At 72.5% G+C, this 25,369-nt stretch carries 16 protein-coding genes; 9 read left to right on the top strand and 7 right to left on the bottom strand.

Going from position 1 to position 25,369, the window contains the following annotated elements; genetic code table 11:
- Positions 1-125: 125 nt before the first annotated feature.
- The 3 genes from I5071_RS35745 (at position 126) to I5071_RS35735 (ending at position 6,218) form a co-directional block, all read left to right on the top strand.
- Complete coding sequence (locus tag I5071_RS35745) at positions 126-4,100, top strand: chemotaxis protein CheB (RefSeq protein ID WP_236517832.1); 3,975 nt, start codon at positions 126-128, stop codon at positions 4,098-4,100.
- Between the two features lie 26 nt (positions 4,101-4,126).
- Entirely contained in the window at positions 4,127-4,681 is a 555-nt protein-coding gene (locus tag I5071_RS35740; protein WP_236517831.1) for a hypothetical protein, read from the top strand.
- Between the two features lie 70 nt (positions 4,682-4,751).
- Positions 4,752-6,218, top strand: coding sequence for a hypothetical protein (locus tag I5071_RS35735; protein ID WP_236517830.1), 1,467 nt, complete (start codon positions 4,752-4,754; stop codon positions 6,216-6,218).
- Here the strand turns inward: I5071_RS35735 and I5071_RS35730 are convergent, their stop codons facing one another.
- The 5 genes from I5071_RS35730 to I5071_RS35710 form a co-directional block, all read right to left on the bottom strand.
- Complete coding sequence (locus I5071_RS35730; protein ID WP_236517829.1) at positions 6,219-6,626, bottom strand: RidA family protein; 408 nt, start codon at positions 6,624-6,626, stop codon at positions 6,219-6,221. It abuts the gene before it with no gap.
- A gap of 49 nt (positions 6,627-6,675) precedes the next feature.
- Positions 6,676-7,506: a helix-turn-helix domain-containing protein gene (locus tag I5071_RS35725; RefSeq protein WP_329611102.1), complete on the bottom strand. Its 831-nt coding sequence runs from the start codon at positions 7,504-7,506 to the stop codon at positions 6,676-6,678.
- A gap of 499 nt (positions 7,507-8,005) precedes the next feature.
- Positions 8,006-8,992 (bottom strand): alpha/beta hydrolase, encoded by a 987-nt coding sequence (locus I5071_RS35720; protein ID WP_236517827.1) that lies wholly within the window; start codon positions 8,990-8,992, stop codon positions 8,006-8,008.
- Positions 8,989-9,480 (bottom strand): hypothetical protein, encoded by a 492-nt coding sequence (locus I5071_RS35715; protein WP_236517826.1) that lies wholly within the window; start codon positions 9,478-9,480, stop codon positions 8,989-8,991. Before I5071_RS35715 ends, I5071_RS35720 begins: the two co-directional genes overlap by 4 nt.
- Entirely contained in the window at positions 9,465-10,733 is a 1,269-nt protein-coding gene (locus I5071_RS35710; RefSeq protein ID WP_236517825.1) for a hypothetical protein, read from the bottom strand. The genes I5071_RS35715 and I5071_RS35710 overlap by 16 nt, the downstream gene beginning before the upstream one ends.
- A gap of 86 nt (positions 10,734-10,819) precedes the next feature.
- On the opposite strand from I5071_RS35710, the gene I5071_RS35705 reads away from it, so the two are divergent.
- Together I5071_RS35705 and I5071_RS35700 are read left to right on the top strand one after the other, a co-directional pair.
- Positions 10,820-12,424 carry an aldehyde dehydrogenase family protein gene (locus I5071_RS35705; RefSeq protein ID WP_236517824.1) on the top strand — a complete coding sequence of 535 codons (1,605 nt, stop codon included), beginning with the start codon at positions 10,820-10,822 and terminating at the stop codon, positions 12,422-12,424.
- Positions 12,425-12,434: 10 nt separating this feature from the next.
- On the top strand, positions 12,435-13,103 hold the full coding sequence (locus I5071_RS35700) for a DUF4261 domain-containing protein (RefSeq protein ID WP_236517823.1): 669 nt from the start codon (positions 12,435-12,437) through the stop codon (positions 13,101-13,103).
- Positions 13,104-13,233: 130 nt separating this feature from the next.
- Here I5071_RS35700 and I5071_RS35695 read toward each other — a convergent pair whose 3' ends face one another.
- Positions 13,234-13,758, bottom strand: coding sequence for a hypothetical protein (locus tag I5071_RS35695; RefSeq protein ID WP_236517822.1), 525 nt, complete (start codon positions 13,756-13,758; stop codon positions 13,234-13,236).
- Positions 13,759-14,041: 283 nt separating this feature from the next.
- On the opposite strand from I5071_RS35695, the gene I5071_RS35690 reads away from it, so the two are divergent.
- Positions 14,042-14,407, top strand: a complete 366-nt coding sequence (locus I5071_RS35690) for a hypothetical protein (protein ID WP_236517821.1) — start codon at positions 14,042-14,044, stop codon at positions 14,405-14,407.
- Positions 14,408-14,431: 24 nt separating this feature from the next.
- Here the strand turns inward: I5071_RS35690 and I5071_RS35685 are convergent, their stop codons facing one another.
- Positions 14,432-16,051 (bottom strand): FG-GAP repeat domain-containing protein, encoded by a 1,620-nt coding sequence (locus tag I5071_RS35685; protein ID WP_236517820.1) that lies wholly within the window; start codon positions 16,049-16,051, stop codon positions 14,432-14,434.
- A 169-nt stretch (positions 16,052-16,220) separates the two neighbouring features.
- Between I5071_RS35685 and I5071_RS35680 the strand changes: the two genes are divergently transcribed.
- From I5071_RS35680 to I5071_RS35670, 3 genes are all read left to right on the top strand, one after another.
- Entirely contained in the window at positions 16,221-21,920 is a 5,700-nt protein-coding gene (locus I5071_RS35680; protein ID WP_236517819.1) for an ATP-binding protein, read from the top strand.
- Positions 21,917-22,285, top strand: a complete 369-nt coding sequence (locus I5071_RS35675; RefSeq protein ID WP_236517818.1) for a response regulator — start codon at positions 21,917-21,919, stop codon at positions 22,283-22,285. Before I5071_RS35680 ends, I5071_RS35675 begins: the two co-directional genes overlap by 4 nt.
- Before the next feature lie 147 nt (positions 22,286-22,432).
- Complete coding sequence (locus I5071_RS35670; protein WP_236517817.1) at positions 22,433-25,369, top strand: hypothetical protein; 2,937 nt, start codon at positions 22,433-22,435, stop codon at positions 25,367-25,369.

The raw sequence follows: 25,369 nt of genomic DNA, 5'->3' as shown, positions 1-25,369 counted from the left end.
GCGCCACGGGCCCTCCGCGAAATCACGGACGAAAGCCGGCTCGGCACGTCCGCTGCACTGCGGGCAGCCCGCGGAGACGGGGCGTTTCGCGACGTGTGCCTTCGTCTCGCCGCGGAGGGAGCACCGTGGTCTCCACAACCGAACGGCAGGAAGCCCGGCCGAGCGCGCCATACGTGGTGGGCATCGGCGCGTCGGCCGGCGGGCTCGACGCGCTCGAGCGGTTCTTCACGAGCGTTCCCCAGCGCAGCGGGATGGCGTTCGTCGTCGTCCAGCACCTCTCGCCCGACTTCAAGAGCCTCATGGACGAGCTGCTCGCGCGCCGCACCCAGCTGCCGGTGCACCTCGCGGAGGACGGCATCCCGGTCGAGCCCGACCACGTCTACCTGCTGCCTCCCGGCAAGGCGATGAGCATCGAGGGCGGGCGGCTGCGGCTCAGCGATCGCGACAAGAAGCACGAGCTCGCGCTGCCGATCGACGTGTTCTTCAAGTCGCTCGCGCGCGACTGCGGCGAGCGCGCGATCTCGGTCGTGCTCTCCGGTGGCGGGAGCGACGGCTCGCGCGGGATCCGCGACGTGCATCGCGCGGGGGGCCTGGTCGCGGTGCAGGACCCGACGACCGCGCAGTTCGACGGGATGCCGCGCGCGGCGCTCGACACCGAGCTCGCGAGCTTCGTGCTCGCGCCCGAAGATCTCCCCGGCGCGCTCGTCGAGCACGTGCGCTCGCCCCACGAGACCCGGCGCGCCGCGGGCGCGCCACCCGCCGACGGGTTCGAGGCGGTCTACGCGATGCTCGAGCGCGAGTTCGGCATCGACTTCACCCACTACAAGCCGAGCACCGTCACCCGGCGCATCGAGCGGCGCCTGCAGCTCGCGCGCATCGGCGAGATCGGCGCGTACGTGGACCGCCTCCGCAAGGAGCGCGCGGAGCTCGACACGCTCTACCGCGATCTGCTGATCGGCGTGACGCGCTTCTTCCGCAACGACGAGGCGTTCGACCTGCTCGCGACCGAGGTGCTGCCCGAGATGCTCGCGCGGGGCCCGCGCGACCTGCCGTTCCGCGTCTGGGTCCCGGGCTGCGCGACCGGCGAGGAGGCGTACTCGCTCGCGATCCTCCTCTCCGAGCTCACCGCCGGCACCGGCGGCCGGCCGTTCAAGATCTTCGCGACCGACGTGCACGCGGGCTCGATCGAGGCGGCGTCGCGCGCGGTGTACTCGGAGGAAGCGGTCGCGAACGTCTCGCGCGAGCGCCTCGATCGCTGGTTCCAGCACCGCGGCGGCGCCTACCAGGTCGCGCCCGACCTCCGACAGAACGTGGTGTTCGCGGTCCACAACGTGATCCGCGACGCGCCGTTCACGCGCGTCGATCTGATCAGCTGCCGCAACATGCTCATCTACCTGCAGCCCGCGGTGCAGGAGAAGGTGCTGGGGCTCTTCCACTTCGCGCTCGGTCGCGGCGGTGTGCTCTTCCTCGGGCCGAGCGAGAGCCCGGGCGTCCTCACCGACGAGCTCGAGCCGATCGATCGGCACTGGCGCATCTACCGGAAGCGCGGCGACGCACGGCTCGCGTCGGACACGCGCTTCCGCGGTCCGAGCGTCGAGGCGCGGCGCAGCCCGAGCTTCGGCACGACGCCCGCGCGGCACTCGCTCGCGCAGCTGCTCTCGACCTACGACGTGCTGCTCGACGAGCGGATGCCGCCGAGCCTGCTCGTCGACGAGAGCGGCGAGCTGCTCCACTCGTTCGCCGGCGCCAGCCGCTACCTGAGGCTGAAGGACGGGCGCCAGGACCTCGAGGTGCTCGACATCATCGACGGCGAGCTGCGCATGGTCGTCGTCGGTGGGCTGCAGCGCGCGAAGCGCGAGGCGTCGCCGGTGATGTTCCGCGGGGTGCGGATCCCGATCGACGGCGTGCCGGTCGTGCACGACGTGTCGGTCCGTCGGGTCCGCGACCGCCACGGCGGGGGGCGCCACGTCCTCATCACGATCACGCCGAGCGAGGCGGACGCGTCCACCGGCGCACAGCGCGTCGACGGGACCGAGGTCGAGCTCGATCAGGTCTCGCGCGAGCGCATGGCGGACCTCGAGCGCGAGCTCTCGTACACGAAGGAGAACCTGCAGGCGGCGATCGAAGAGCTCGAGACCGGCAACGAGGAGCTCCAGGCGACGAACGAGGAGCTGATCGCGTCGAACGAGGAGCTCCAGAGCACGAACGAAGAGCTCCAGAGCGTGAACGAGGAGCTGTACACGGTGAACGCCGAGTACCAGCGCAAGATCCAGGAGCTCACGGAGCTGACGAACGACGTCGACAACCTCCTCTCGAGCACCGACGTCGGCGCCGTGTTCCTCGACCGCGAGCTCCGCATCCGCAAGTTCACGCCGCAGATCGCCGAGAGCTTCACGCTGCTGCCGCGCGACGTCGGGCGCTCGATCGAGACGTTCACGCATCGCCTCGACTACCCCGAGCTGAACGAGGCGATCCGGCGCGTGCTCGCGACCGGCACGCCGATCGAGCGCCAGGTCGGGACCAAGGGCGGCCGCACGTACTTCCTGCGGGTGCTGCCGTACCGCGCGAACGGGTCGATCGAGGGTGTCGTCGTCACGATCATCGACATCAGCAGCCTGAAGGCGGCCGAGGACGCGCTCTTCCAGGCGCGGCACCTGCTCGACAGCCTGCTCGCGAGCACCCCCGACGCGATCTACTTCAAGAGCGACGCCGGTCGCTTCATCCGCGTGAACGCGCCGATGGCGGCGCGGCTCGGCCTCGACCACGGGGCGGGCGCGCTCGACCAGGCCGACCTCGAGGTGCTGCGCACCGGCGTCGCGCAGGAGTACCGGCTGGAGCGCCGCGCGCCCGACGGCGAGGGCGTCGAGGGCTGGGATCTCGCGACCCGCCTGCCGCTGCGCGATCGCGAGGGCCACGTCGTCGGCGTGATCGGCGTCCTGCGCGACGTGACCGAGCAGAAGCACGCCGAGGAGCGCATCCACGACGCGGTGCGGCGGCGTGACGAGTTCCTCGCGATGCTCTCGCACGAGCTGCGCAATCCGCTCGGCGCGCTCGTCAACGCGACCGCGATCCTCACGTCGGGGAAGGATGCCGCGGAGCGACGACCGCACCTGCTCCGCCTCGTCGAGCGGCAGTCGCGACAGATGGCGCGCCTGCTCGACGACCTGCTCGAGGTCGGGCGGGTGACCCAGAGCAAGATCGAGCTCAGGCGGCGCATCGTCGACGTGCGGGAGCTGGTGCACGACGCGGCCGACGCGGTGCGCGGCGCGATGGAGTCGCGCCGGCACGAGCTGGTCGTGTCGGTGCCGGACGAGCCGCTCTACGTCGACGGAGACCCGGCGCGCCTGCACCAGATCCAGGTCAACCTGCTGCACAACGCGGCGAAGTACACGCCGCCCGGCGGGCACGTGCGGCTCGAGGCGCGCGCCGAGGACGGCTGCGTGGTGCTGCGGGTTCGCGACGACGGGATGGGGATCCCGCGGCACATGATCGAGCACGTGTTCGATCTCTTCGTGCAGTCGGAGCGCACGCTCGAGCGCGCCGACGGCGGCCTCGGCGTGGGGCTCACGCTGGTGCGCAGCCTGGTGACGATGCACGGCGGCAGCGTGGAGGCCCACAGCGACGGCGAGGGGCGTGGCGCCGAGATCGTGATCCGACTGCCTCGGGCCGAGGCGCCGGGCCGGAGCGATCCCGATCGCGCGCGCGGCCCCCGCACCGGAGCGTCGGTGCGAGGGATGTCGGTGGTCATCGTCGAGGACAACGCCGAGAGCCGCGAGACGCTGTGCGCGCTGCTCGAGGCCGAGAGCGTGACCTGCCGCACCGCGGCCCACGGTGAAGAGGGCTTCGCGCTCGTCCGCGAGGTGGCGCCCGACGTCGCGATCCTCGACGTGGGGCTGCCGGGGATCGACGGATTCGAGCTCGCGCGGCGACTGCGCGCCGATCCGAGCCTCGCGAGCGTGCGGCTGGTGGCGCTCACGGGCTACGGCCAGGAGAGCGATCGAAGCCGCGCCCGCGAGGTCGGGTTCGACGCGCACCTCGTGAAGCCGGTGGAGCCGGCGCACCTGCTCGAGGTGATGGCGGAGCTGCGTCCGAGGGGGTGAACGGCGGCGTGTTAGCCTCGCGCGCCATGCTCGACCCGACCCGCACCACCCCCGCGAACGACGACCCGCGCGACCGCGAGCCTCCGCCACCCGGCTTCACGTTGCCCTTCGAGGCGCCGGCGAGCGAAGCGGCGCCCGCGCCCGACCCCGAGCTCGTCCGGCTCGCGTCCGAGGTCTCGCGCGGCGTCTCGTGGCTCTACTGGGCGGTCGGGCTCTCGGTGGTCAACGCGATCACCGCGGCGGCGGGCGCGGACTGGAGCTTCGCGCTGGCGCTCGGCGCTTCGTTGGTGCCGGCGGTCATCGTCCACGTGCTCGCGGCCGAGGCCGGGATGCCTTGGCTGAACGTGATCGGCGTGGCGCTCGCGCTGGTGCCCGCCGGCGCTCTCTTCGGGCTCGCGTGGCTGGGCAAGCGCGGCAAGCCCTGGGCGCTGGTGGTGGCGATGATGGTCTACGCGGGGGACACCGCGCTCTTCGTGTTCTTCGAGGACGGGCTCGGCGTGATCCTCCACCTGGTCTGCCTCTGGTTCGTGTTCCGCGCGTGGCAGGCGACGAGCGCGCTGGTCGCGCGCACCGCGGGCTGAGCACGCGACGTGCTCCCCACTCCGCGCGCGTGCGCGACGGCTCGGTCTGGCACGCGCGAGGAGGTGCCGCGTGCGGAACGGAGCCGTGTGGGGAGTCGTCGGAGTCGTGGTCGCGCTCTCGGGATGCGGCGCGAACGCCGACGGGGGCGATGCGGGCGCGGGGATCGATGCGGGGAGCTGGGGCTTCGGGGAGGACGCGGGCGACCGCTTCTCGAACTGCGTGCTCGGCGGCGACGAGTGTGCCGAGGGCGAGCGGTGCGCGTACGGCCAGCTCGATACCTACATGTGGACCGGGTTCCGCTGCACGTCCGAGCCCGGAACGCTGAGCGAGGGCGAGGCGTGCGCGTTCGACGTGCCCGTCACGTTCGCCGACGGCCTGTCGTACCGGACGTCGCGCTGCGGCGAGGACCTCGTCTGTCAGCCACCAGCGTTCGCGGAGAGCGCGGTGTGCGTGCGCCCCTGCCACTTGCTCGGCTGCGCCTCGGGCGAGATCTGCCCCGGATACTGGCAGTCGTGCGTGACGGCGATCGAGTGCGATCCGCTGACCCAGAGCCCGTGCGGCGCGTCGGAGCGATGCGCGCACGTCAGGCCGATCGGTGGCGGGGGCGATCGCTGGGTCTGTCGCGACACCGGCGATGGTGCGATCGGCGCGGTGTGCGCGAGCGACGGCGACTGCGCGCGGGAGCTCGGGTGCGCGTACGGACGATGCGCGACGCGCTGCGACGCGAGGCCGCTGCCCGACGCCGGGGTGCCGTCTCCGCTGCCCGACGGCGGCACGGTCTTCCATCCCGCGCCCTCGCACTGCGAGGACGGCTCGCTGTGCGTCGACGTCGCGCCCGACGACGGAGCGCAGGTGGGAGTGTGCGACGCCGACCTCGTGTCCGACTGCTCGCTGGCCGACCCGTCGTCGTGCGAGAGCGGAGAGCGCTGCGCGTGGGGGCAGATCGACGAGGGTCGTCGTCACGCGATGCGCTGCGTGAGCGAGCCGGGGACGCTGGGCGCGGGCGCGGCGTGCACGATCGACGTCGCGGTGTCGCTCGAGGGAGGCCAGACGCTGATGACGTCGCGCTGCGGCGAGGGCCTCGCGTGCGCGCCCTACAGCCGCGAGGCGGGCACCTGCATCGCGCCCTGCGACGCGTTCGGGTGCGAGGCGGGCGAGCTCTGTCCGCACGCCGGCGGCGAGTGCATCCCCGACGTGCGCTGCGATCCGAGCGCACCTTCGCCGTGCGCCGGTGGGGGCCAGTGCCGACCGCTCACCCCGTACGGCGCGAGCACGTCGATCATGGTGTGCATCCCGCCCGGCGGCGATGGCGATCGGTGCGGGAGCCACGTCGACTGCGGCGCGGGGCTCGGATGTCATCAGGATTACTGCGCGCCGCTCTGCGATCCCACGTGGTACCCGGTGCCCCCGGGCTCCGACGGCGCGATCCCGCTGCCCGATGGCGGGGCCAACCGCCAGCCCCGCTGCGCCGACGGCTCGTTCTGCGTGCCGCACTTCGGAAGCATGACGCCCGCGGGGGTGTGCGATCGCGACTGATCAGGGAAGGACGGCGATCGCTTCGATCTCGATCCGGATGTCGGGATCGAAGAGCACCTCGACGCCGATCAGCGAGGCCGGCGGGCGAGAGGTGATGCCGAGGCGCTGCGCGGCGCGCGAGAAGCCCTCGACGAAGCGCGGCATCTGCTCGGGGGTCCACTGCGTGACGTAGATCGTGAGCTTGGCGACGTCCTCGAAGGTCGCGCCCGCGGCCTCGAGGGCGCGGCCCACGTTGAGCGTCGCCTGCTCGGTCTGCGCCGCGAGATCGCCGACTCCGACGATGCGCTGGTGCTCGTCGTACGCGACCTGGCCCGCGAGGTAGACGGTGCGGGTGCCGGTCGCGATCGCGACCTGGGTGTAGTGCTCGGCCCGGAAGAGACCGGACGGATGGATCAGCTGAACGGCCATGCGATCGAGATACGGCCGCGGCGGGGCGGGGTCTTGAACGAATGCGACGTCAGCTCGCGGGACGGCGCAGCCACTCGGGGCGCGCGCGGGGCGCGTCGGTGGCGACGAAGCAGGTGGGCGACGAGCCGGCGAAGCGCGTGAAGTCGCGGACGAGGTGCGACTGATCGGCGTAGCCGCAGCGTCGTGCGATCGACGGGTAGTCCGCGCTGCCCACCGTCATCGCGTCGAGCGCGCGCCGGAACCGGAGCACCGACGCGAGCGCCTTGGGCGCGATGCCCACCTCCTCGGCGAAGCGGCGCTCGAGCTGCCGCGGGCTGAGCCCGACGGTGTCGGCGAGCGTGGCGATGCGCAGGGTGCCGTCGTCGCGCTCGAGGAGCGCGAGCGCGCGGCGCACCGGTCCGCTCGGGGCGCGCGGCGCGACGAGGGCGCGGGCGAGGGCGGCTTGGAGGAGCGCGATGCGATCGTCGGGCTCGGCGCCGTGCATCGAGCGAGCGAGGTCGCGCGCGAGGGTGGGGGCGAGCGGCGGATCGACGCTCAGGCGATCGACGAGCTCGCGCGGCGGCACATCGACGAAGGTGCGAGCGCGGCCCGGCCAGAAGCTCACGCCCACGACGTCGAGCGCGCCGCTCGACGAGAGCTCGAAGGGCCGTCGGATCTCGCCGATGAAGAGCGTCCCGCCCGCCGGCACGTGGCAGCCCCCGGCGAGTGGCGCGCCGAAGTTGATCCACCAGCTCATCGCGCCGTCGGGAATCATCCGCTGGGGCGCAGGGTCGTCGCACGGCCCGGAGAGCTCCCAGACCACCCGCACATGCGCGCGGAGAGCCGGGATCGGCAGGTGCTCGCGATACCGCGTCGAAGACAGAGCCACGAGAGCCGCCATGCGGCCCGAGCGACCCCGACGCCAGCCCGCGCGCACCACACCCGTCGCGTTCCCGCGCTCCGCGCGCGACCGCTCCTCTCGCATCACCCGTCGCGTTCCCGCGCTCCGCGCGTGACCGCTCCTCCCGCACCACCCGTCGCGTTCCCGCGCTCCGCGCGCGACCGCTCCTCTTCGGGCGACTGCGAAGCAGAGCCCGGCCCATCCAGGCGAGTGCGAAGCAGAGCCCGAACCGCGAGCGTCGGGGCCGCGGCGAAGCGCGGACCCGTCGCGAGCCGCCCCAGCCCCACCCACCGAGACGGCAGAACCGCGGTATCGGGCGGGTGGGGGTGGGTCCGACGCCCTCGTGCGACGGGGGCCGCCGAGGCCGACCACGGACTGATCGAAGCATCGCGGCAGAGCGCGAAGCGCGCGCCGCGATGCGACCACCGCTTCCCGACGCTCACTGCCTCTCGTCCAGCAGCCCGACGCACCCCGGGCGTCGGACCCACCCCCACCCGCCTTACGCCGAAGCCGAAGCCTTTCCGTCCAGAAACGTCAGCATCTCCTGCCAACACCGCCGAGCGGCCCCCCGGAACACGAAGGCATGAAACGCGTGCACTTCCCCGGGATAGATCTTCGTGATCGCCTCCCCGCCGAGCGCCGAGACCGCCCGCGCCAACCGCCGCGTGTCGTCGAGCAGCGGATCTCGAGTGCCCACCGGCAGGAAGAACGGCGGCAGCGGGCGCGCCGGCGCCTGCGCGCGCTCGAGGAAGCACACCGGGTCGGCGAGATCGAGCGACGTGCCGTACGCGGTGTGATCGCGCCCGAGGTACGCGTGGGAGACCTCCTCGAGGCGATCCATCACGAACCGCGGGAACCCCTTCTTGCGACGCGCGAAGCGCTGCACGTCGCTCACCTGGAAGATCCCGCACGCCGGCAGCGTCGCGACCGGCACCACGCCGAGCTCGAACACGCGCTTCGCGTACGGCTCGTCGCGCTCGTAGCAGCACGCGAGCGTGAGCGCGGCGACGATGTTCGCGCCCGCCGACTCGCCCGCCAGCACGATGCGCGATGGGTCGCCGCCCCAGCGATGCGCGTTCTTCGTGACCCAGCTCAGCGCGGCCCCGGCGTCCTCGAGCGCCGCGGGGAACGGATGGCGCGGCGCGAGGCGGTAGTCGACGTTGAACACCACGTAGCCGCGGCGCGCGAACGCGAGCCCCATCAGCCAGTGGGTGTCCTTCGAGAGGATCCGGAAGCCGCCGCCGTGCACGTACATCACGACCGGCCGCGGGCCCTGCGCGTCGCGCACCGGGCGATAGACGTCGAGGCGATGCTCGGGGCCCGGACGATCGACGTACGCGATGTCGCGCTCGACGATCACGCCGTGTCGCTCGGGACGCGCATTCGGATGCAGCGACGCCACGCGCGAGAGCCCTCGGAAGAACGACTCCACCACCGCGGAGCCCGCTGCACGTCGCAGATCTTCGATGCGCTCCGCTGCGCTCACCCGGCTCGCCTCCGACGAGCCAGGAACATCGTCGCGAGGGTCGCGATCGCCAGCACGAGGCCGGTCCCCGCGCGGGCACGTCCGGGCGCGGCGCAGCTGCATCCGCCACCACCGGGACGCTCGGCTTCACCGGCGCACACCCGACGCTCGGTGCACGTGCCCTCGTCGCCGCACGATCCGCCCGCGCTCTCGCACTCACCGGAGACGTGGGTGAGCGTGCAGGGCTCGGCGTCCTCGAAGTCGGTGCGGCCGCCGCACCCGCGCGTCTCGAGGCACTGCGCGATCGCGACGCAGCGCTGGCCGGTGCTGCACTCGGCGTCGGAGGCGCAGGTGTCGTCCGCGCGGCAGAACGGGCCGGAGTGCGCGGTCGCGGGGGTCGAGCCGCGCGGGCAGCGCTCGGGCTCGGGGTCGACGACGTCGGCGCGCGCGATCGACACGACGCCGAGCGCGAGGACGATCACGAACGCGCGCATCACGGGCACGTGCATCGCTCCCAGATCGTCACGTCGGCGGAGTTGCCGCCGCAGCCGCCCATGCCGCAGGTGCCGCCCTGGATCGTGCACTCGCGATAGCCCGCCGCGCCGCGGGTGCAGGTCGTGCCGACGAGCGGCTGGCACGCGCCGCACGTGCGCCCGCGCTCGCAGGGATCGCCGCCGAGGAAACACGCCCGCTCGTCGATGCGCACCCCGGACATCGCGCAGGTGCCGGCGCTGCACTGGGCGCCGGTGCAACGCCGGGTCTGCACGCCGTTGCCCATGCACGCCGAGCCCGACGACGAGGTGCGCACGCAGAGCCCGTAGTCGGTGCAGGTCTCGGCGCCGCACATCAGGCCGTCGGTGTCGCGCGAGCACGCGCGCATCTCGGGCGCGGTGGTGCTGCCGGTGCAGGTGCCGGCGTTGCAGCGCGGCGTGGTGATGGTGCGGCTCTGGGTCCCGCTCTCGTCACAGCTGTCGTCGTAGCCGCCGCACAGGCTCCACGCGCCGGGGATCGGCGCCCCGCACATCACGCCGTCGGTGGTGCGCGCGCAGCCCGCGGTGTCGGTCTCGATGGTCTGGATCATCGCGCACGAGCCCGACGCGCAGGTCGGCGTGGAGATGGTGCGGGTGCGGCTGCCGCTCGTGCTGCACGTCGTGTCGAGGTACGTGCACGCGCTCCACGCGCCGGTGGTCGGCACGCCGCAGGCGATGCCGTCGGTGCCGCGGACGCAGGGCTCGGTCTCTGCGCGCGCGCTGGGCTCGCAGGTGCCGCCGTTCGAGCACGTGTAGCTCGTGACGGTGCGGGTGCGCATGCCCATCGTCGCGCAGACGTTGCTGGGGAACGCGCACGCGCCCCAGTCGCCGATCATCTCGGCGGGGCAGTCGGTCGCGTCCTCGCAGCCCGTGCACATGTCGCTGGTCGCGTCGCAGAACGACGAGCCGGGACAGGGATCGACCCCGTCGTGCACGCTGCAGGTGCCCTCGGCGCAGGAGTCGGCGCCGTTGCACAGCACGTCGTCGTCGCAGCTGCCGGGCACCGGCGTGTTCACGCAGCCGATCGACGGATTGCACACGTCGTTCGTGCAGACGTTGCCGTCGTCGCAGCCGCCGACCTCGCAGCGCCGGCCTCCGTCGCGATGGCCGCCGTCGAGCGAGCCGCCGTCCGGTGGGCCGGTCGATGCGTCGCGACCTCCTTCGAACCCCACGCGTTCGAGGGAGCAACCCGCGATCGCGATCACCAAGAGCCAAGAGAAGCGGGCAAGCATCACGATCCAGGATACCCGAGCTGCGAAGGGGATGGCGCGGACCCCCCGGTGGCCACGCTGGGCGCGTTGCGGTACATCCGGCCGCCATGCACGAGGCCAGCAGCGCGTCGGTTCCGGGCGTCACGCCCTCCGCGCCCGTCGTCCGCGACGGCGCCATCCACCCCGTGTGCCCGGTCGATCTGCGACCGCTCGCGTCGATCCCGGTCGCGAGCGCGGCCGACGTGACGAAGGCGGTCGAGGAGGCACGGCGCGCCCAGCACGGATGGGCGTCGCGCCCCGTGAGCGAGCGCGCCGACGCGCTGCGCCGCGCTGCGAAGGCCATGCTCGCCGATCGCCTCGAGGTGATCGCGCTGATGCGCGACGAGGTGGGCAAGCTCGAGGTCGACGCGATCTTCGAGGTGTTCGGCCCGCTCGATCAGGTGAGCTCGTGGGCGTCGGTGATCGAGCCCGCCATCGCGCGCAAGAAGATCGGGCTCAACCCGATCAGCTTCCCGAAGAAGAAGGCGTGGATCGATCGGGTGCCGCGCGGCGTGGTCGGCGTGATCGCGCCGTGGAACTACCCGTTCGCGACGTTCTACCGGACCGTCATCCCGGCGCTGCTCTGCGGCAACGGCGTGGTGGTGAAGCCGAGCGAGTACGCGACGCGCGTGGCCCAGTGGTTCTGCGCGAAGATGGCGGCGGAGCTGCCGCCCGGGCTGCTCACCGTGGTGCCCGGCGGGCGCGAGACCGGCATCGCGCTGATCGAGAGCGGCATCGACGCGTGCATCTTCACGGGCTCGGTGCCCGCGGGGCGCGACGTCTCGCGCCGCTGCGGCGAGCGGATGATCCCGTGCAGCATCGAGCTCGGCGGCAAGGACGCGGCGATCGTGCTCGCGGACTGCGACCTCGATCGCACGCTCGCGGGCATCACCCACTGGACGCTGCACAACGTCGGTCAGGCCTGCGGCGCGGTGGAGATCGCGTACGTCGACGCGCGCATCGCCGACCAGTTCGTGTCGCGCCTGGGGCGGGCGTGGCAGGCGCTGAAGGTCGGTCCCGGCGCGCCGGGCGAGGCGGACATCTCGCCGCTCAGCAACGAGAAGCAGCTCGCGCTGGTCGAGGCGCACGTCGAGGACGCGATCGCGAAGGGCGCGAAGGTGGTGTGCGGCGGGCGTCGCCTCGGCGAGGGCCTGTTCTACATGCCGACGCTGCTCGATCACTGCACCGACGCGATGGACGTGGTGAACGACGAGACCTTCGGCCCGGTGCTCGCGGTGGTGCGGGTCGACGGCGCGGCCGAGGCGATCCGCCGCGTGAATGCGGGCCGGTATGGCCTGACGTCGTCGATCTGGACGAGCGATCACGCGCGCGCGATGCGGCTCGCGGAGCAGATCGACGTGGGCGTGGTGACGATCAACAACCACGCGACGACCGGCGCGATGGCGGCGCTGCCGTGGAGCGGGACGCGAGACACGGGCACGGGAATCGCGAACAGCGAGCTGGCGCTCGGCACGTTCACGCGGCCCAAGACGATCCTGCTCGACTCGAACGAAGCGCCCGAGCTCTTCTGGATGCCCTTCGACAAGACGCTGTGGGAGCTCGGCAACCTGCTGAGCGAGGCGCAGATCCCGAAGATCGGTCCGGCGCTGGTGAAGATCCCGTTCCTGATCAAGCAGCGCGTCGACACCGTGCGTCGCTTCTTCCGTTCGTGAGAGGCAGGCCGTGAGCAGTGCAGTGACGTTCACCGCCCGGGTGCTCTTCGAGTCGGCGCCGAAGCCGAACGGCGGCTCGCCGCCGGGCGTGCGGGTGACGGCGCGCGAGGAGCGCATCGACGAGGCGACGCTGGAGCGGGCGATCGCGAGCGCGTGGTACTGGCCCGAAGCGCGCGCGGAGATCGCGAAGCACCACGGCGTGCTCGAGGTCGCGCTGGCGGCGGAGGTGGGCTCGCCGGTCGAGCGCGCCCTCGCGGTGACGAAGGCGGTGACCGCGCTCGCGACGAAGCCGGGATGCGTGGCAGTGCTCTGGGACGCGACGACGCTGGTGCACGAGCCGGCGCAGTGGATGGCGCAGGCCGAGGACGCGTCGAAGGACGATCTGCCGCTCTTCTTGTGGCTGGCGTTCGAAGGGACCGAGACGACCGACGGGTCGCGCACGCTGCGGACGCGCGGAGCGCGCGACTTCGGGGCGAACGAGGTCGAGGTCGCGGGCAGCAAGCGCGACGGCGAAGAAGTGCTCGAGACGGTGTGCGACGTGGCGCTCTACGTGATGACGAGCCCGGTGCCTCTCGAGGATGGCGATCAGGTCGAGGTGACTCGCGGCAAGGTGCGCGTTCGGGTGGAGCCTTCGCTGCGGAACGACGGATCTCGGGCGTATCGGTTGCGACTGCCCTGAGGCCGCGCGGGGGAGGCCTCGACGGGGGTGGCCGGGAGCGCTCGCGGACGTGGGCGCGGCCGTCGTCGAGCACGCGCCACGTGAACGTGGTCGTGAACGGCGACGGCGACGTGAACGGCCGTTTCCCCCCTCAGGCCGCGTCGAGCCTCGCTCTCACGAGCTCGATCACCAACCGCCCGTACGCCTCGCGATCCCCGGGCTGTACCCAGTCTCGCCCGATCCTCGTCCACTCCTCGCGCTTCGGATCGAGCCCCGCGGTCTCGATGTACGCCTCGTCGACGATCACGAAGTGATGGCGGTACGGCAGCAGGAACCCGCCGTGCTCGGCGCGGATGGTGCGCGCCTCGTCGTACGACGCGCTCCACACGTTGAAGTGACCGCCGCACTCGCGCGGATAGAGCCAGGTGCCGCGATCGCGCTCGTCGTCGTCACCGCGGATCACCGCCACCACGTGGGCCCAGCTGCGGAAGCCGAGCTCCTCCGCGATCACCGCCAGCGCGTGGGCGCGACGCACGGTGCGCGCGAGGGTCTCGTCGTCGAGATCGCGCAGCGTCGCGAGCGCGCGCAGACGCGCGAGCGCGGTGGGGTCCTTCGCCTGCGCGGCTCGGTGGAGCAAACGCGCGCGATGCTTCAGGTCGTCGATCGGATCCGTCATCGTCTCCTCCGCGCCCCGTTCAGGGGGCGAGCGATGGGCCCTTCCCGCGCCGATGCGGGCCCGAGGACACGGCGGACGAAGAGATCGTCGAGCGTGTGCGTGCAGCAGGGTGCGGAGGCTTGCGGCGGGTCGGGCGCCCCTGCGCGCCCGGAGGCGGACAACCTGAGGTGGAGACGTGCGCAGCGCAAGTGTGGCGCCGATCGCCACGAGGGGGTTTGCGAGACGCGTACGCGCGCCCACGTGGTGAGGCGTCGAGCGCCGTGCGCGCGCCGACGAGGAGCCCATGACACGCACTTGGATGACTCTGATCGGCGCGATCCTGGTCGCCGGCGCGGTGCTGCCAGGATGTGGTGACGACGGCGCGCGTCCCTACGACCTGTGCATCGACTCGAGCGACTGCACCACCGAGACCGACGGCTGCTCGATCATCTCCACCGCGAGCTCGACCGCGGGCATCTGCACCAACAACTGCGGCAGCGACCTCGACTGTCCCCGCGACATCCGCGGGACCGTCGGCGCGTGCCTCTCGCTCTCGGGCTCGGCGTTCGTGTGCTTCGAGCGCTGCTTCGACGACTTCGACTGCCCGAGCAACTTCCTCTGCACCCCGACCGCAGGAGGCGCGAGCGAGCTGATCTGTCTGCCGCCGTAGCCCAGCCGGAGCGCTCGCACCGACTCAGGGCACCAGGCCGTCGCGCAGCGCGGTGCGACGGCCGGTGGGCCAGGGCAGGCACGCGGTGCCCGAGCCCGCGACGGTGTAGACGAGCGCGTGCGGCGCGTGATCCTCGCCGCCCTTCGTCGCGACGACGATCTCGAGATCGCCGTCGCGATCGACGTCGGCGATGGTCGGCACGCTCATCGCGCCGCGATCGGGCAGCGCGATGCGGTGGAGCTCGCGGCCGTTCGCGGCGAGCACGACGAGGTGCGATCGATCCGCGTCGGGCGAGTACGTGGCGAAGACGATCTCCGGGGATCCATCACCCGAGAGATCCGCGATCACGACGCCCGCGGTGAGCACACGATCGCTCGTCGTGTACTCGGCCTGCCAGACCTCCTGGGCGCGCGCGTCGACGCAGTGGATGCGACCGTCGAAGCCCGCGAACACGAATTCCGGGCCCGCACGATCGGGGAAGAGATCCGCGACCGAGACCTGGTTCGTCGCGCCCACGATGTTCTCGCCCTCGAAGTCCCAGAGCCCCGCGAGATACCCGGGCGCGTGGAAGGGCGCGACCCACGCGTCGGGGCGCGTCCCATCGGGACGAACGACCCACAGCGCGACGCCGCGCAGTCGATCGTCCTGCGCCGCGTTCTGCACGCTGCCGAGCACCACGAGCTCGCGGGTTCCGTCTCCGTCGACGTCGACGATCGCCGGCGCGCTGTTGGTGAAGTGCGCCTGGTCCGCGGTGTCCTCCGCGTCGGCGTAGCCCTGCTGGGCCTCGGCGTAGTCGTGGAGGAAGCGCACCCCGTGGAGCTTCGTGCGGTCCTCGAAGATCGGCGCGCAGTCGAAGGCGCGTCCCGTCGCGTCGTGCAGCGAGAGGTACGCGTTGTCCTGGGTCGCGAAGATCTCGGGCACGTCGTCGCCGGTCACGTCGCCGAGCGCGAGGTTCTGATCGTAGCCGCCGGTCACGTAACACGCGTCGTCGCAGCCCGCGGCGCCGGTCGTGTTGGGCGGGAAGCCGGGCACGATCGACGCGTCGTCGTTCACCGCGATCACGATGTCGCGCTGGCCGCCGCCCTCGAGCGGGCTCGTGGTGACCGCGACGAGCTCGAGGCGTCCGTCGCGATCGAGATCGGTCGCGCCGAGCGAGCGCAGCTCGTCGCGCCACTCGAAGGGCCAGCCCGCGAGCTCGTCGCCGTCGCTCCCGATCACGTGGATGCGCGCGCGCTCCGCGAACGCGATCTCGAGCCCTTCGTGCTCGGGCACCACGTCGGCGACGATCGGCGAGGCCCACACCCGCCCATCGACGTCGAACGAGAGGACGATCGATCCGTCGAGGTGGAACGCGAGCACGCGACCGCTCCGCGCGACCACGATCTCGTTCTCTCCGTCGCCGTCGAGATCGTCGATCGCGGGCGAGGCGAGCCAGCCCTCGTGCCAGCGATCGGAGAGCGACACCACGAGCTCGGGCGCCGCGACGGTGTCGCTGCCACCGCTCGCATCGCAGGTCGCGGGCGGAGGCGGTGGGAGCTGCGCGTCGACCCGCGGCAACGATGCGTCGCGGGCGTCTCCATCGTCGTCGCCACACGCCGAGAGCACGAGCACCAGCGCGAGCACGCCCCAACTCCCCGTCCGCATGGCCAGCGATGGTACCGCCGCGCGGGCGTCGCGGTCCGTGGCGCGCGGCGTTGCCTGTGTGGACCCCGTCCCTACGTGCCCGCTGAGGCGCTGCTTGTGAACGCAGCGACGTCGACGCGCGCAGCTCAGTCACCACGGCAGATCCATCCACGGCGAGGGGGAGCCGCATTTGCTGGACAGCAGCACCCAGCCCGGACGCGTCGTGGTCGCCCGCGAGGCGAAGGACGTGTCGCTCGCCCGCATCGCGGCTTCGCGCATCGATCTCGGACGTTTCCTGACGCTCGCGGTGAAGCTCGCCGACGCGCTCGACGCGCTGCACGCGCGCGGCGTGATGCACCTGCGCCTGCACGCCGAGGACGTGCGGGTGCACGCGGGCGACGTGGTGGATCTCGGCACGCCCTTCCCGCCGCCGCCCCATCGCGGGCCGGTCGCGTGGCGCCCGTGGCCCTCGCGCCAGTGGCCGTATCTCTCGCCCGAGCAGACCGGTCGGCTCGCGATCGAGATCGATCAGCGCAGCGATCTCTACTCGCTGGGGATCATCCTCTTCGAGCTGCTCACCGGACGTCGTCCGTTCTCGGCGGCGGATCTGCCGGGATGGATCCACGCGCACGTCGCGATCCCCGCGCCTCCGCCGCACGTCCTGGTGCCCGCGGTGCCCGAGACCCTCTCGCGCATCGTGCTGCGCCTGCTCGCGAAGGCGCCCGAGGATCGCTACCAGAGCGCGTCGGGGCTGCAGCACGATCTGATGCGCTGCCTCGAGAGCTGGCACACCCGCGGCGTCGTCGAGGTGTTCGAGCCGGGGCGCGCCGATCGCCCGCCGCTGCCGCGCCTGACCGCGATGCTCCACGGGCGCGACGACGAGCTGCAGCGCATCTCGGCCGCGCTCGAGCGCACGTCGCTCGAGGACCGCCCGCGCGTCGTGCTCGTCTCGGGACCGACCGGGTCGGGCAAGAGCGCGCTCGTCGATCGCGCGCGGCGCGTCGCGATGCTGCACGGCGCGCTCTTCGCCGCGGGCAAGTGCGACGCGGGATCGGACCGCGAGCCGCTGCGCGCGGCGTTCCAGGCGCTCGACGGATTGCTCGCCGCAGCGCTCGAGTCGAACGCGTGGACCCACGACGAGCTGCGATCGCGGCTCGACGAGGCGCTCGGACTGCACGCACCGATGTTGATCTCGCGGTTGCCCGACCTCGCGCAGCTGCTCGGCGAGCGCACGCCGCCCGCCGAGGCGCCGGCGCGCGAGGCCGAGCGTCGCTTCCTCACGACGCTCGCGCGCTATCTCGGCGTGCTCGCCACCGAGGCCCATCCCCTGGTCCTGTTCCTCGACGATCTTCATTGGGCCGACGCCGGCACGCTCAAGGTCCTGGAGCACGTCGCGACCGCGCTCGAGGCGCACCACCTGTTGATCATCGCGGCGTACCGCACGATCGAGCGAGGCCCCACGACCCCGGTGGAGGCGATGGGCGCGCGGCTGCGCGAGCGCGGCGTCGACACCGTCGCGATCGCGCTGCGCCCGCTCTCGCAGGACGCGGTCGCGCGATGGATCGGGGACGTGCTGCGGCGCCGGCCCGACGAGGTCAGCGAGCTCGCGGTGAGCGTGCACGAGCGCACCGGCGGCAACCCGCTCTTCGTCGCGCAGTTCCTCGACTCGCTCTACGCCGAGGACCTGATCCGCTACGACGACGCGAAGAAGGGTTGGCAGTGGAATCTCGACGCGATCCGCGCCAAGCCGTACTCCGACGACGTCGCGGACCTCATCGCCTCGCGCATCGCGACGCTCTCGCCGGGCACCCGCGATGCGCTGCGGCGCTTCGCGGTGCACGGTCCCTCGGCCGATCTCGCGACGCTCTCGATCGTGCTGCGTTGCTCGGAGAGCGAGCTGCTCGCGCAGCTCGCCGAGGCGATCTCGGCACGCCTCCTCGCGCGCATCGGCGACGAGCTGCGCTTCCTGCACGATCGCGTGCACCAGACCGCGTACGAGCTCACGCCGCACGCCGAGCGGCTCGCGCTGCACCTCGAGACCGGTCGCGCGCTGCTCGCGCGGACGCCGCCCGACAAGGTCGGCACCCGCATCTTCGAGATCGTGCGGCACTTCGATCTCGCGGCCCCGCTGCTGCGCGATCCCGAGGAGCGCGCGCAGGCCGCGTACCTCGATCTGCTCGCCGGGCGCGCCGCGCGTGCGTCGAACGACGGGCGCGCCGCGATCGCGTTCCTGGTGCGGGGCATCGAGCTGCTCGGCGAGGATCCCTGGGAGCAGCGCTACGCGCTCGCGTTCGAGCTCCAGCTCTCGCTCGCGCGCTCGCGCTTCCTGATCGGCGAGCTGGCGGCGTCCGAGGATCTCTGCGTCGCGCTCACCAAGCGCGCGCGCACCCGCGTCGATCTCGCGGCGGCCCACACGCTGCTCGCCGAGCCGCGCCTGGTGCGGGGCGCGATGAGCGAGGCGACCGCGACCTGCCTCGAGGGCCTGCGCGCGCTCGACGTCGACCTGCCCGAGCACCCGAGGGAGGCCGAGGTCGACGCGGCGTACGACGCGCTGCTCGAGACGCTCGGCCCCGACCCGACGCTCGCGATCCTCTCGCTCGCGCGCGACGCGCCGGTGAGAGACGAGGCACGCGCGACGTCCGAGCTCCTCGTCGCGCTGATCACACCCGCGAGCTACCACGACTGGAACCTCGTGTGGCTCGCGGCGTGCCGTGGCGTCGAGATCGCGCTGCGCGAGGGCATGACGTCGAGCTCGCTCGGCGCGTTCACCGCGTTCGCGCTCGGTCTCGCGGTGCGCCGGCGACGCTACGCGGATGCGTTCTCGATCGCCGAGGGCACGTATCGCCTCGCCCAGCGGCCCGAGCACGCGCTGCACCGCGCGCGCGCGACCTTCGGGTTCACCTCGCTGATCTCGTACCTGCAGCTCCCGCTGCGGCGCTGCGTGGAGCTGATGCGACGCGAGCTCGCCGCGGCGACGATCAGCGGCGATCTCACCTACGCGAGCTTCCACGCCAAGCACATCGCGGACTTCCGGCTGGTCGCGGGCGATCCCCTCGACGAGGTCGCGGGCGACGCGAACGAGGCGCTCGAGCTCGCCGATCGCAGCGGCGCGCCCTCGGTCGTGACGTCGATGCGCAGCCGCCTCCGCATGATCGATCTCGTGCGCGGCGGCACCGCGGTCGTGCCCCGCGAGCCGCTGGTCGCGGCGGAGCGCGACGCCGACCAATTCCACCGCACGTTCCACGAGCTCGTCGCGCGCTACCTGCGCGGCGACTACGAGGGCGCGGCGATCGCGGCGGCGCGCGCCCGCGCGCGCCTCGGCGCGGTGCTGGGGTTCCTGCTGGTGCCCGAGTGCCGCTTCTACGCCGCGCTCGCCGACACCACGGTGCTCGACAGCCCGACCGACCGCGAGCCCGACGAGGGCGACGGCGCGGCGCGGGTGCCGGTCGCGGTGCGCGACGATCTCGAGGCGCTCGAGGCGCTCGCGGACAGTCAGGCCGAGACGTTCGGTCCGCGCGCCGCGCTGATCGCGGCCGAGATCGCGCGGGTCGAGGGCCGCGAGCTCGACGCGGAGCGCGGCTACGAGGACGCGGTGCGCGGCGCGCGCGCCGCGGGGATCCTCCACGTCGAGGCGATCTCGTGCGAGGTCGCCGCGCGCTTCCACCGTCGCCGCGGGCTCGACACGATCGCCGACGCGTACCTCGTGCAGGCGCACGATCTCTACGAGCTCTGGGGCGCGCGCGCGAAGGCGCACGCGCTCGCGATCACCCTGCCCGCGCTGGCGCGCCGCGACGAGCGGATGCGCGAGTGCCCCGACGTCTCGGGCGTGCTCAAGGCGTCGCAGGCGGTCACCGGCGCGCTGCTGCTGCCCGATCTCCACGCGCGCCTGCTCGAGGTCGCGGTCGAGAGCGCGGGCGCGCAGCGCGGATGCCTCGCGCTCGTCACGGCGCACGGCCTGGCCCTCGCGGCGGCGCGGGGGCACGGCGCGAACGCGTTCGGCGAGCTCGATCGACCGATCCGCGCCTCGAGCCTGCCGCTCTCGGTCTGCGACGCCGCGGTGCGCACGCGCCGGGCGGTGATGATCGCCGATGCGTCGGGCCCCCACCGCTACACGTTCGATCCCTACTTCACCGCGGGCCAGCGGCGCAGCGTGTTGTGCCTGCCGATCCTCCGCGACGATCGCGCGACCGCGATCCTCTACCTCGAGAACGATCTCGTCCCCGGCGCGTTCTCGGCGTCGCAGCTCGCGGTGCTCGACGTGCTCGCCTCGCAGGCCGCGGTCTCGCTCGAGAACGCGCGGCTCTACTCGGGGTTGCGCCAGGAGAACGCGGAGCGGCGCGCCGCCGAGACGCGCCTGCAGGAGCGCGAGGCGCTGCTGCACGCGATCTTCGACAACTCGACCGCGCTGATCACCGTGAAGGACCTCGATGGTCGCTTCACGCTCGCGAACCGTCGCTTCGCCGAGCTCGTGGGGCTCGAGCCCGCGCAGGTCGTGGGCAAGACCGACGCGCACCTCTTCGCGGAGTCGGTCGCGGAGCAGATGCGCGAGCTCGATCGCCGGGTGGTGCGCGAGGATCGCGTGCTCGAGTCCGACGACGTGATCCCCCACGCCGACGGCGTGCACCAGTACATCACCGAGCGCTGCCCGCTGCGCGACGAGAACGGCGCGATCACCGCGATCTGCACCATCTCGACCGACGTGACCTCGCGCCAGCGCGCGCACGAGGCGCTGCAGCGCTCGATGTCGCTCGTCGAGGCCGCGCTCGAGTCCACCGCCGACGGCATCCTGGTGGTCGACACCGAGGGCCGCATCGTGCGCTTCAACCGGCGCTTCATCTCGATGTGGCGGGTGCCCGAGGAGCTCCTCACGGCGCGCGACGATCGCCGGGCGCTCCAGCACGTGCGCGACCAGCTCGCGTCGCCCGAGGAGTTCATGGCGCGGGTGCGCGAGCTCTATCGCAGCCCCGACGCGAGCGGGCTCGAGACGATCCGCTTCAAGGACGGGCGCGTGTTCGAGCGCTACTCGCAGCCCCAGCGCCTCAACGGCGAGATCGTCGGGCGCGTGTGGAGCTTCCGCGACGTCACGCAGCGGGTGCAGGCGCAGGAGCAGCGCGATCGACTGCTCGCCGAGGAGCAACGCGCGCGCACCGCCGCCGAGGCCGCGGTCCGGATGCGCGACGAGTTCCTCTCGGTCGCGTCGCACGAGCTGCGCACGCCGCTCACGAGCCTGCAGCTCGCGGTGCAAAGCCTCGAGCTGCGCTTCCAGCTCTCGGGCATGGTCGAGCCCGACGCGCTGCTTCGCGTGATCTCGGTCAGCAAGCGGCAGATCCGCCGGCTGGCCTCGCTGGTGACGCTGCTGCTCGACGTCTCGCGGTTCCGAGAAGGACGCCTGCAGCTCACACTGGGCGAGGTCGATCTCCACACCGTGGTGAGCGAGGTCGCGACACTGCTCGGCGACGAGCTCGCGCGCTCCGGCAGCTCGCTCCAGATCTCGGCGGCGAGCGACGTCGGTGGGCCTCCGGTGATCGGCCACTGGGACGCGCTGCGCATCGAGCAGGTCGTCACGAACCTGATGACCAACGCGATCAAGTTCGGTCGCGGCGAGCCGATCGAGGTCACGATCGAGCGCCAGGACGAGCGCGCCGTCCTCAAGGTGCGGGACCGCGGCATCGGCATCCCGCGCGAGGTGAAGGAGCGGCTCTTCGCGCCGTTCCAGCGCGGTGTGTCGTCGCGCCACTACGGCGGCCTCGGACTGGGCTTGTTCATCACGCGCGTGATCGTGGAGGCGCACGGCGGGTGCATCTCGCTGGAGAGCGAGCCCGATCAGGGCGCGACGTTCACGGTCGAGCTCCCGCTCGCCGGTCCCCCTCGCGAGGAAACCTCCGAATGAGCCAGTGCAAGGTCTGCATCGTCGACGACGACGACGACATCCGCGAGGCGATGCGCCTCGCGCTCGAGCTCCACGGCCTCGAGGTGATCGAAGCGAGCGACGGCGAGGAGGCGCTCGCGCGCTTGCACGGATCGCACTGCGGGCTGGTGCTGCTCGACCTGATGATGCCCGGCATGAACGGCTGGGAGTTCCGCGCGAAGCAGAAGGCCGACCCCGAGCTCGCGAGCATCCCGGTGCTCGTGCTCTCGGGCGCACGCGACGTGGAGAGCCACGCGCGCGAGCTCGGCGCGTCGGCGTGGGTGCAGAAGCCGATCGAGCTGGATCACCTGATCGTCGAGGTGGATCGACTCTGCAACAGCCGCTGACCGGGGATGGGCGCACGCCCGTGGGCAGCCCACTGGGCGCGGTGCGGCGAGAGGGCGATTCTGCCTGGAATTCTCGAAGTCGATTCGGGGCACGGCGAGTGCTGGCGGCGCCGCGCGGCGTGTTGCCGCGTGCCATCCAGCGAGCCCATGAATCCAGTCACGAGATCCTTCCTCCGCGGCAGCGGCGCGACCCTCGTCGCCCTCGCCGCGCTCTCGCCCACCGCTGCCGTCGCGCAGTGGGCTCCACCCGGCTGCCCCCAGCCCACCGACGCCGAGCAGTGCAGCACGTCGAGCCCGCAATTCGACGCGTGCATCGCGCCGCAGCTCGTGCGCGGCGACAGCGCGTGCATCCAGCTGATGCAGCTCTCGATCGTGGTGCCCGCGGGCTGCCCGTCCGTGCCGACGATCGCGCAGTGCACCACGCCGCCGGCGAACGACGAAGAGCGTCGCTGCTTCCACACCCCCGGGACGTGGTCGAGCGGCGGCCTCGCGCCGTGTGATGCGCTGCAGGCCGCGCTCGGCGTGCGCGCGTCGAGCGGCATGCGCGAAGAAGTGCGCATGGAGCCGCGCACGCTCGGCACCACGTTCGCGACCGACGTCCGCCAGACCGACGCCGTCGCGCCCGGCGCAGACGGCATGAGCACGACCTACGCGGACTGGACGACGTCGTCGCGGCGCGTCGCGATCCTCCCGCCCCGCGAGGTCCGCGAGGACGCGCGGGTGGTCGACGCGGCGAGCTACGAGCCCGGGTTCCAGCGGCCGGTGCCGGCGATGTTCGGCGGCCCGGGGCACGAGCCCTGGTACGCGTACGACGCGCAGGGCGTGCGCTCGTGCTCCGAGTACGTCTACGAGAGCTTCTACGACGTCGAGGTGTTCCGCGACGCGATCCGCGACGCGAGCGAGCCGCGCACGATCTGGAGCGTCGCGTACGGTGCCGCGAGCGCGCGCACGTCGATCGGCACGCGCCACGCCGACGGCTCGCAGCTCGCGACGCGCGACGGGCGGCCGGTCGGGCAGCTCTGGACGTCGGCCGTCCCGCGCAATCTCTTCTACACGCTCGACACCTACGACACCGCGACGCTGGCGACCGTGCTGCGCGCAGGCACGTACCCGTACGTGCAGCGCTTCGCGGCGGGCGACCACGACGTGATGCCGACGTTCGGGTGGTACCGCGAGGTCGAGGCGCTCGCGACGCGCAACGATCCCTCGGCCATGCAGCGCATCGCGCCGGTGTGGAGCCCGGAGCGCGCGTACGGGTACTCGCCCGAGGAGCTCGAGTACCTCTGGGATCTGCAGCAGCGCTTCGTGTCGGCGCTCGAGTCGCTCGCCGCGATGCCGGTGGTGGTCTGCGTGCCCCACGACGATCAGCGCGGGCTCGAGCGCGAGCTCGATGGATGGCGCGACGTGGTCCGCGCGCCCGGGTCGGTGCTCGACATCGGCCGGATCGATCGCGGCTACCTCACCACCGCGACGCTGGTGAGCACGCCCGCGTTCCTCCAGACGAGCCCGATCGACGGCGTCGGCGGCATCGGCAACATCGGTGGCATCGGCGGAATCGGTGGTGGCATCGGCGGCATCGGCGGCGGTGGTGGCATCGGCGGCATCGGCGGCATCCCCCGCGTCACGCGCGCGCTCGAGCGCACGTCGATCCCGACCACGATGTCGACGATGAGCACCGGCGCGGGCTGCTCGGCCGACGTCGTGCGCCGCGCGAACGCCGCGCGCGAGGCGATCTACACGGACATCCGCGAGATCCTCGAGGAGGCGGATCGCTGGGGCTGCTTCCGCGAAGGTCCTTCGGGCGAGTACGTGCCCGGTCCCTGCGACGTCTCGTACTCGCGCTTCGCCGAGGACGTGAACGTGCCCGACATGGTCGCGAAGCGACAGGCGGAGTACGCGGCGTGCCTCGCCGGGATGGACGACGCGTACTCGGTCGTCGAGTCGCGTGAGCTCGTCTTCGCGTACAACGACGTCTCGTGCCCGGGCGCCGACGAGACCCACCGCGGCATGTTCCGTCCCGCCAACGAGTGGCACTACCCGCGCACCAACAGCGCCGCGACGCTGCGCTACCTGCGCCGCCGCACCCAGTCGCTCGCGCTCGCGAGCTACTGCCAGGGCCAGCGCATCCGCGACGCCCTGCGCCGCACGCGCCCCGAGCTCGTCGGCGCCGACGGCCAGGTGCGCCTGCCGGGCTTCGATCACCGCGGCGGCAACACGCTCGGCGATCGCTCGCTCTTCGCGCTCGGATACCAGTACCAGGCGACGTTCGATCTCAACACGACCGGCGACGGCCGCTTCTCGCGCTCGTACTTCTCGAGCGGCAGCCAGGGCGAGACGACCTGCAACGCGCCCCTCCGCGCGTTCGGTGGGTTCGCGGCGACCGCGACGGTGTTCAAGTCGGACCTCTCGCTGGTCGATGCACAGGTCAGCACGCTCACGAGCAGCGGCCACCTGCGCATCCTCGGCAACGAGGTCTTCTCGGCGTCGTTCTCGAGCGACGGCACCCAGCGCAACATGGCGGCGAGCGCGAGCCGCGAGAGCACGCTCGCGCACGGCGTGATCGTCGTGCTCGGCATCCCGATCTCGTATCGCGCCGGCATCGCGGGCTCGGTCGGGGTCGAGGGCTTCGCGGGGACCACGCGCACGTCGTCGCCCGCCTGCGACGTGCCGCGCATCGAGCTCGGGTTCACGCCCTCGGCGCGCCTCGAGGGCTTCCTCTCGGCCGCGGTCGACGTCGTGATCGCGCGCGCCGGCGTCAAGGGTCGCCTCACGGTGCTCGACCTCGCGCTCCCGGTGACGGTGACCGCGGGCTTCGAGCAGCGCGAGATCCCCGCGGGCGGCGAGTACCTCGGCAACGTGCTCTCGTCGCCGATGACGGTGCCGCACCTCGGCGTGCTCGCGAACGCCGACCTGCGCCTCACGACGCTCTCGGGATCGATCTCGGCGTTCGCCGAGGTCGGCATCGGCCCGTTCTCGAAGAGCGCCGAGATCACGATGCTCTCGTGGCCGGGCCTCTCGGTCGACACCGCGCTCGTCCACTGGGACTACGCGGTGAGCTGGAACGACCTCGCGCACGCGTTCTGA

The organism is Sandaracinus amylolyticus, assembly GCF_021631985.1.
GTDB classification, from domain to species: Bacteria; Myxococcota_A; Polyangia; order Polyangiales; family Sandaracinaceae; genus Sandaracinus; species Sandaracinus amylolyticus_A.
Note: the sequence above shows the minus strand (reverse complement) of the source record. Positions and strands in the feature narration are given on the sequence as shown.

What these genes read in the sequence shown, in the direction of transcription:
- I5071_RS35740 (WP_236517831.1), top strand. Translation starts at nt 4,127, where the DNA reads ATGCTCGACCCGACCCGCACCACCCCCGCGAACGACGACCCGCGCGAC.
- I5071_RS35730 (WP_236517829.1), bottom strand. Translation starts at nt 6,626, where the DNA reads ATGGCCGTTCAGCTGATCCATCCGTCCGGTCTCTTCCGGGCCGAGCAC.
- I5071_RS35725 (WP_329611102.1), bottom strand. Translation starts at nt 7,506, where the DNA reads ATGGCGGCTCTCGTGGCTCTGTCTTCGACGCGGTATCGCGAGCACCTG.
- I5071_RS35715 (WP_236517826.1), bottom strand. Translation starts at nt 9,480, where the DNA reads ATGCACGTGCCCGTGATGCGCGCGTTCGTGATCGTCCTCGCGCTCGGC.
- I5071_RS35710 (WP_236517825.1), bottom strand. Translation starts at nt 10,733, where the DNA reads ATGCTTGCCCGCTTCTCTTGGCTCTTGGTGATCGCGATCGCGGGTTGC.
- I5071_RS35705 (WP_236517824.1), top strand. Translation starts at nt 10,820, where the DNA reads ATGCACGAGGCCAGCAGCGCGTCGGTTCCGGGCGTCACGCCCTCCGCG.
- I5071_RS35695 (WP_236517822.1), bottom strand. Translation starts at nt 13,758, where the DNA reads ATGACGGATCCGATCGACGACCTGAAGCATCGCGCGCGTTTGCTCCAC.
- I5071_RS35690 (WP_236517821.1), top strand. Translation starts at nt 14,042, where the DNA reads ATGACACGCACTTGGATGACTCTGATCGGCGCGATCCTGGTCGCCGGC.
- I5071_RS35685 (WP_236517820.1), bottom strand. Translation starts at nt 16,051, where the DNA reads ATGCGGACGGGGAGTTGGGGCGTGCTCGCGCTGGTGCTCGTGCTCTCG.
- I5071_RS35675 (WP_236517818.1), top strand. Translation starts at nt 21,917, where the DNA reads ATGAGCCAGTGCAAGGTCTGCATCGTCGACGACGACGACGACATCCGC.
- I5071_RS35670 (WP_236517817.1), top strand. Translation starts at nt 22,433, where the DNA reads ATGAATCCAGTCACGAGATCCTTCCTCCGCGGCAGCGGCGCGACCCTC.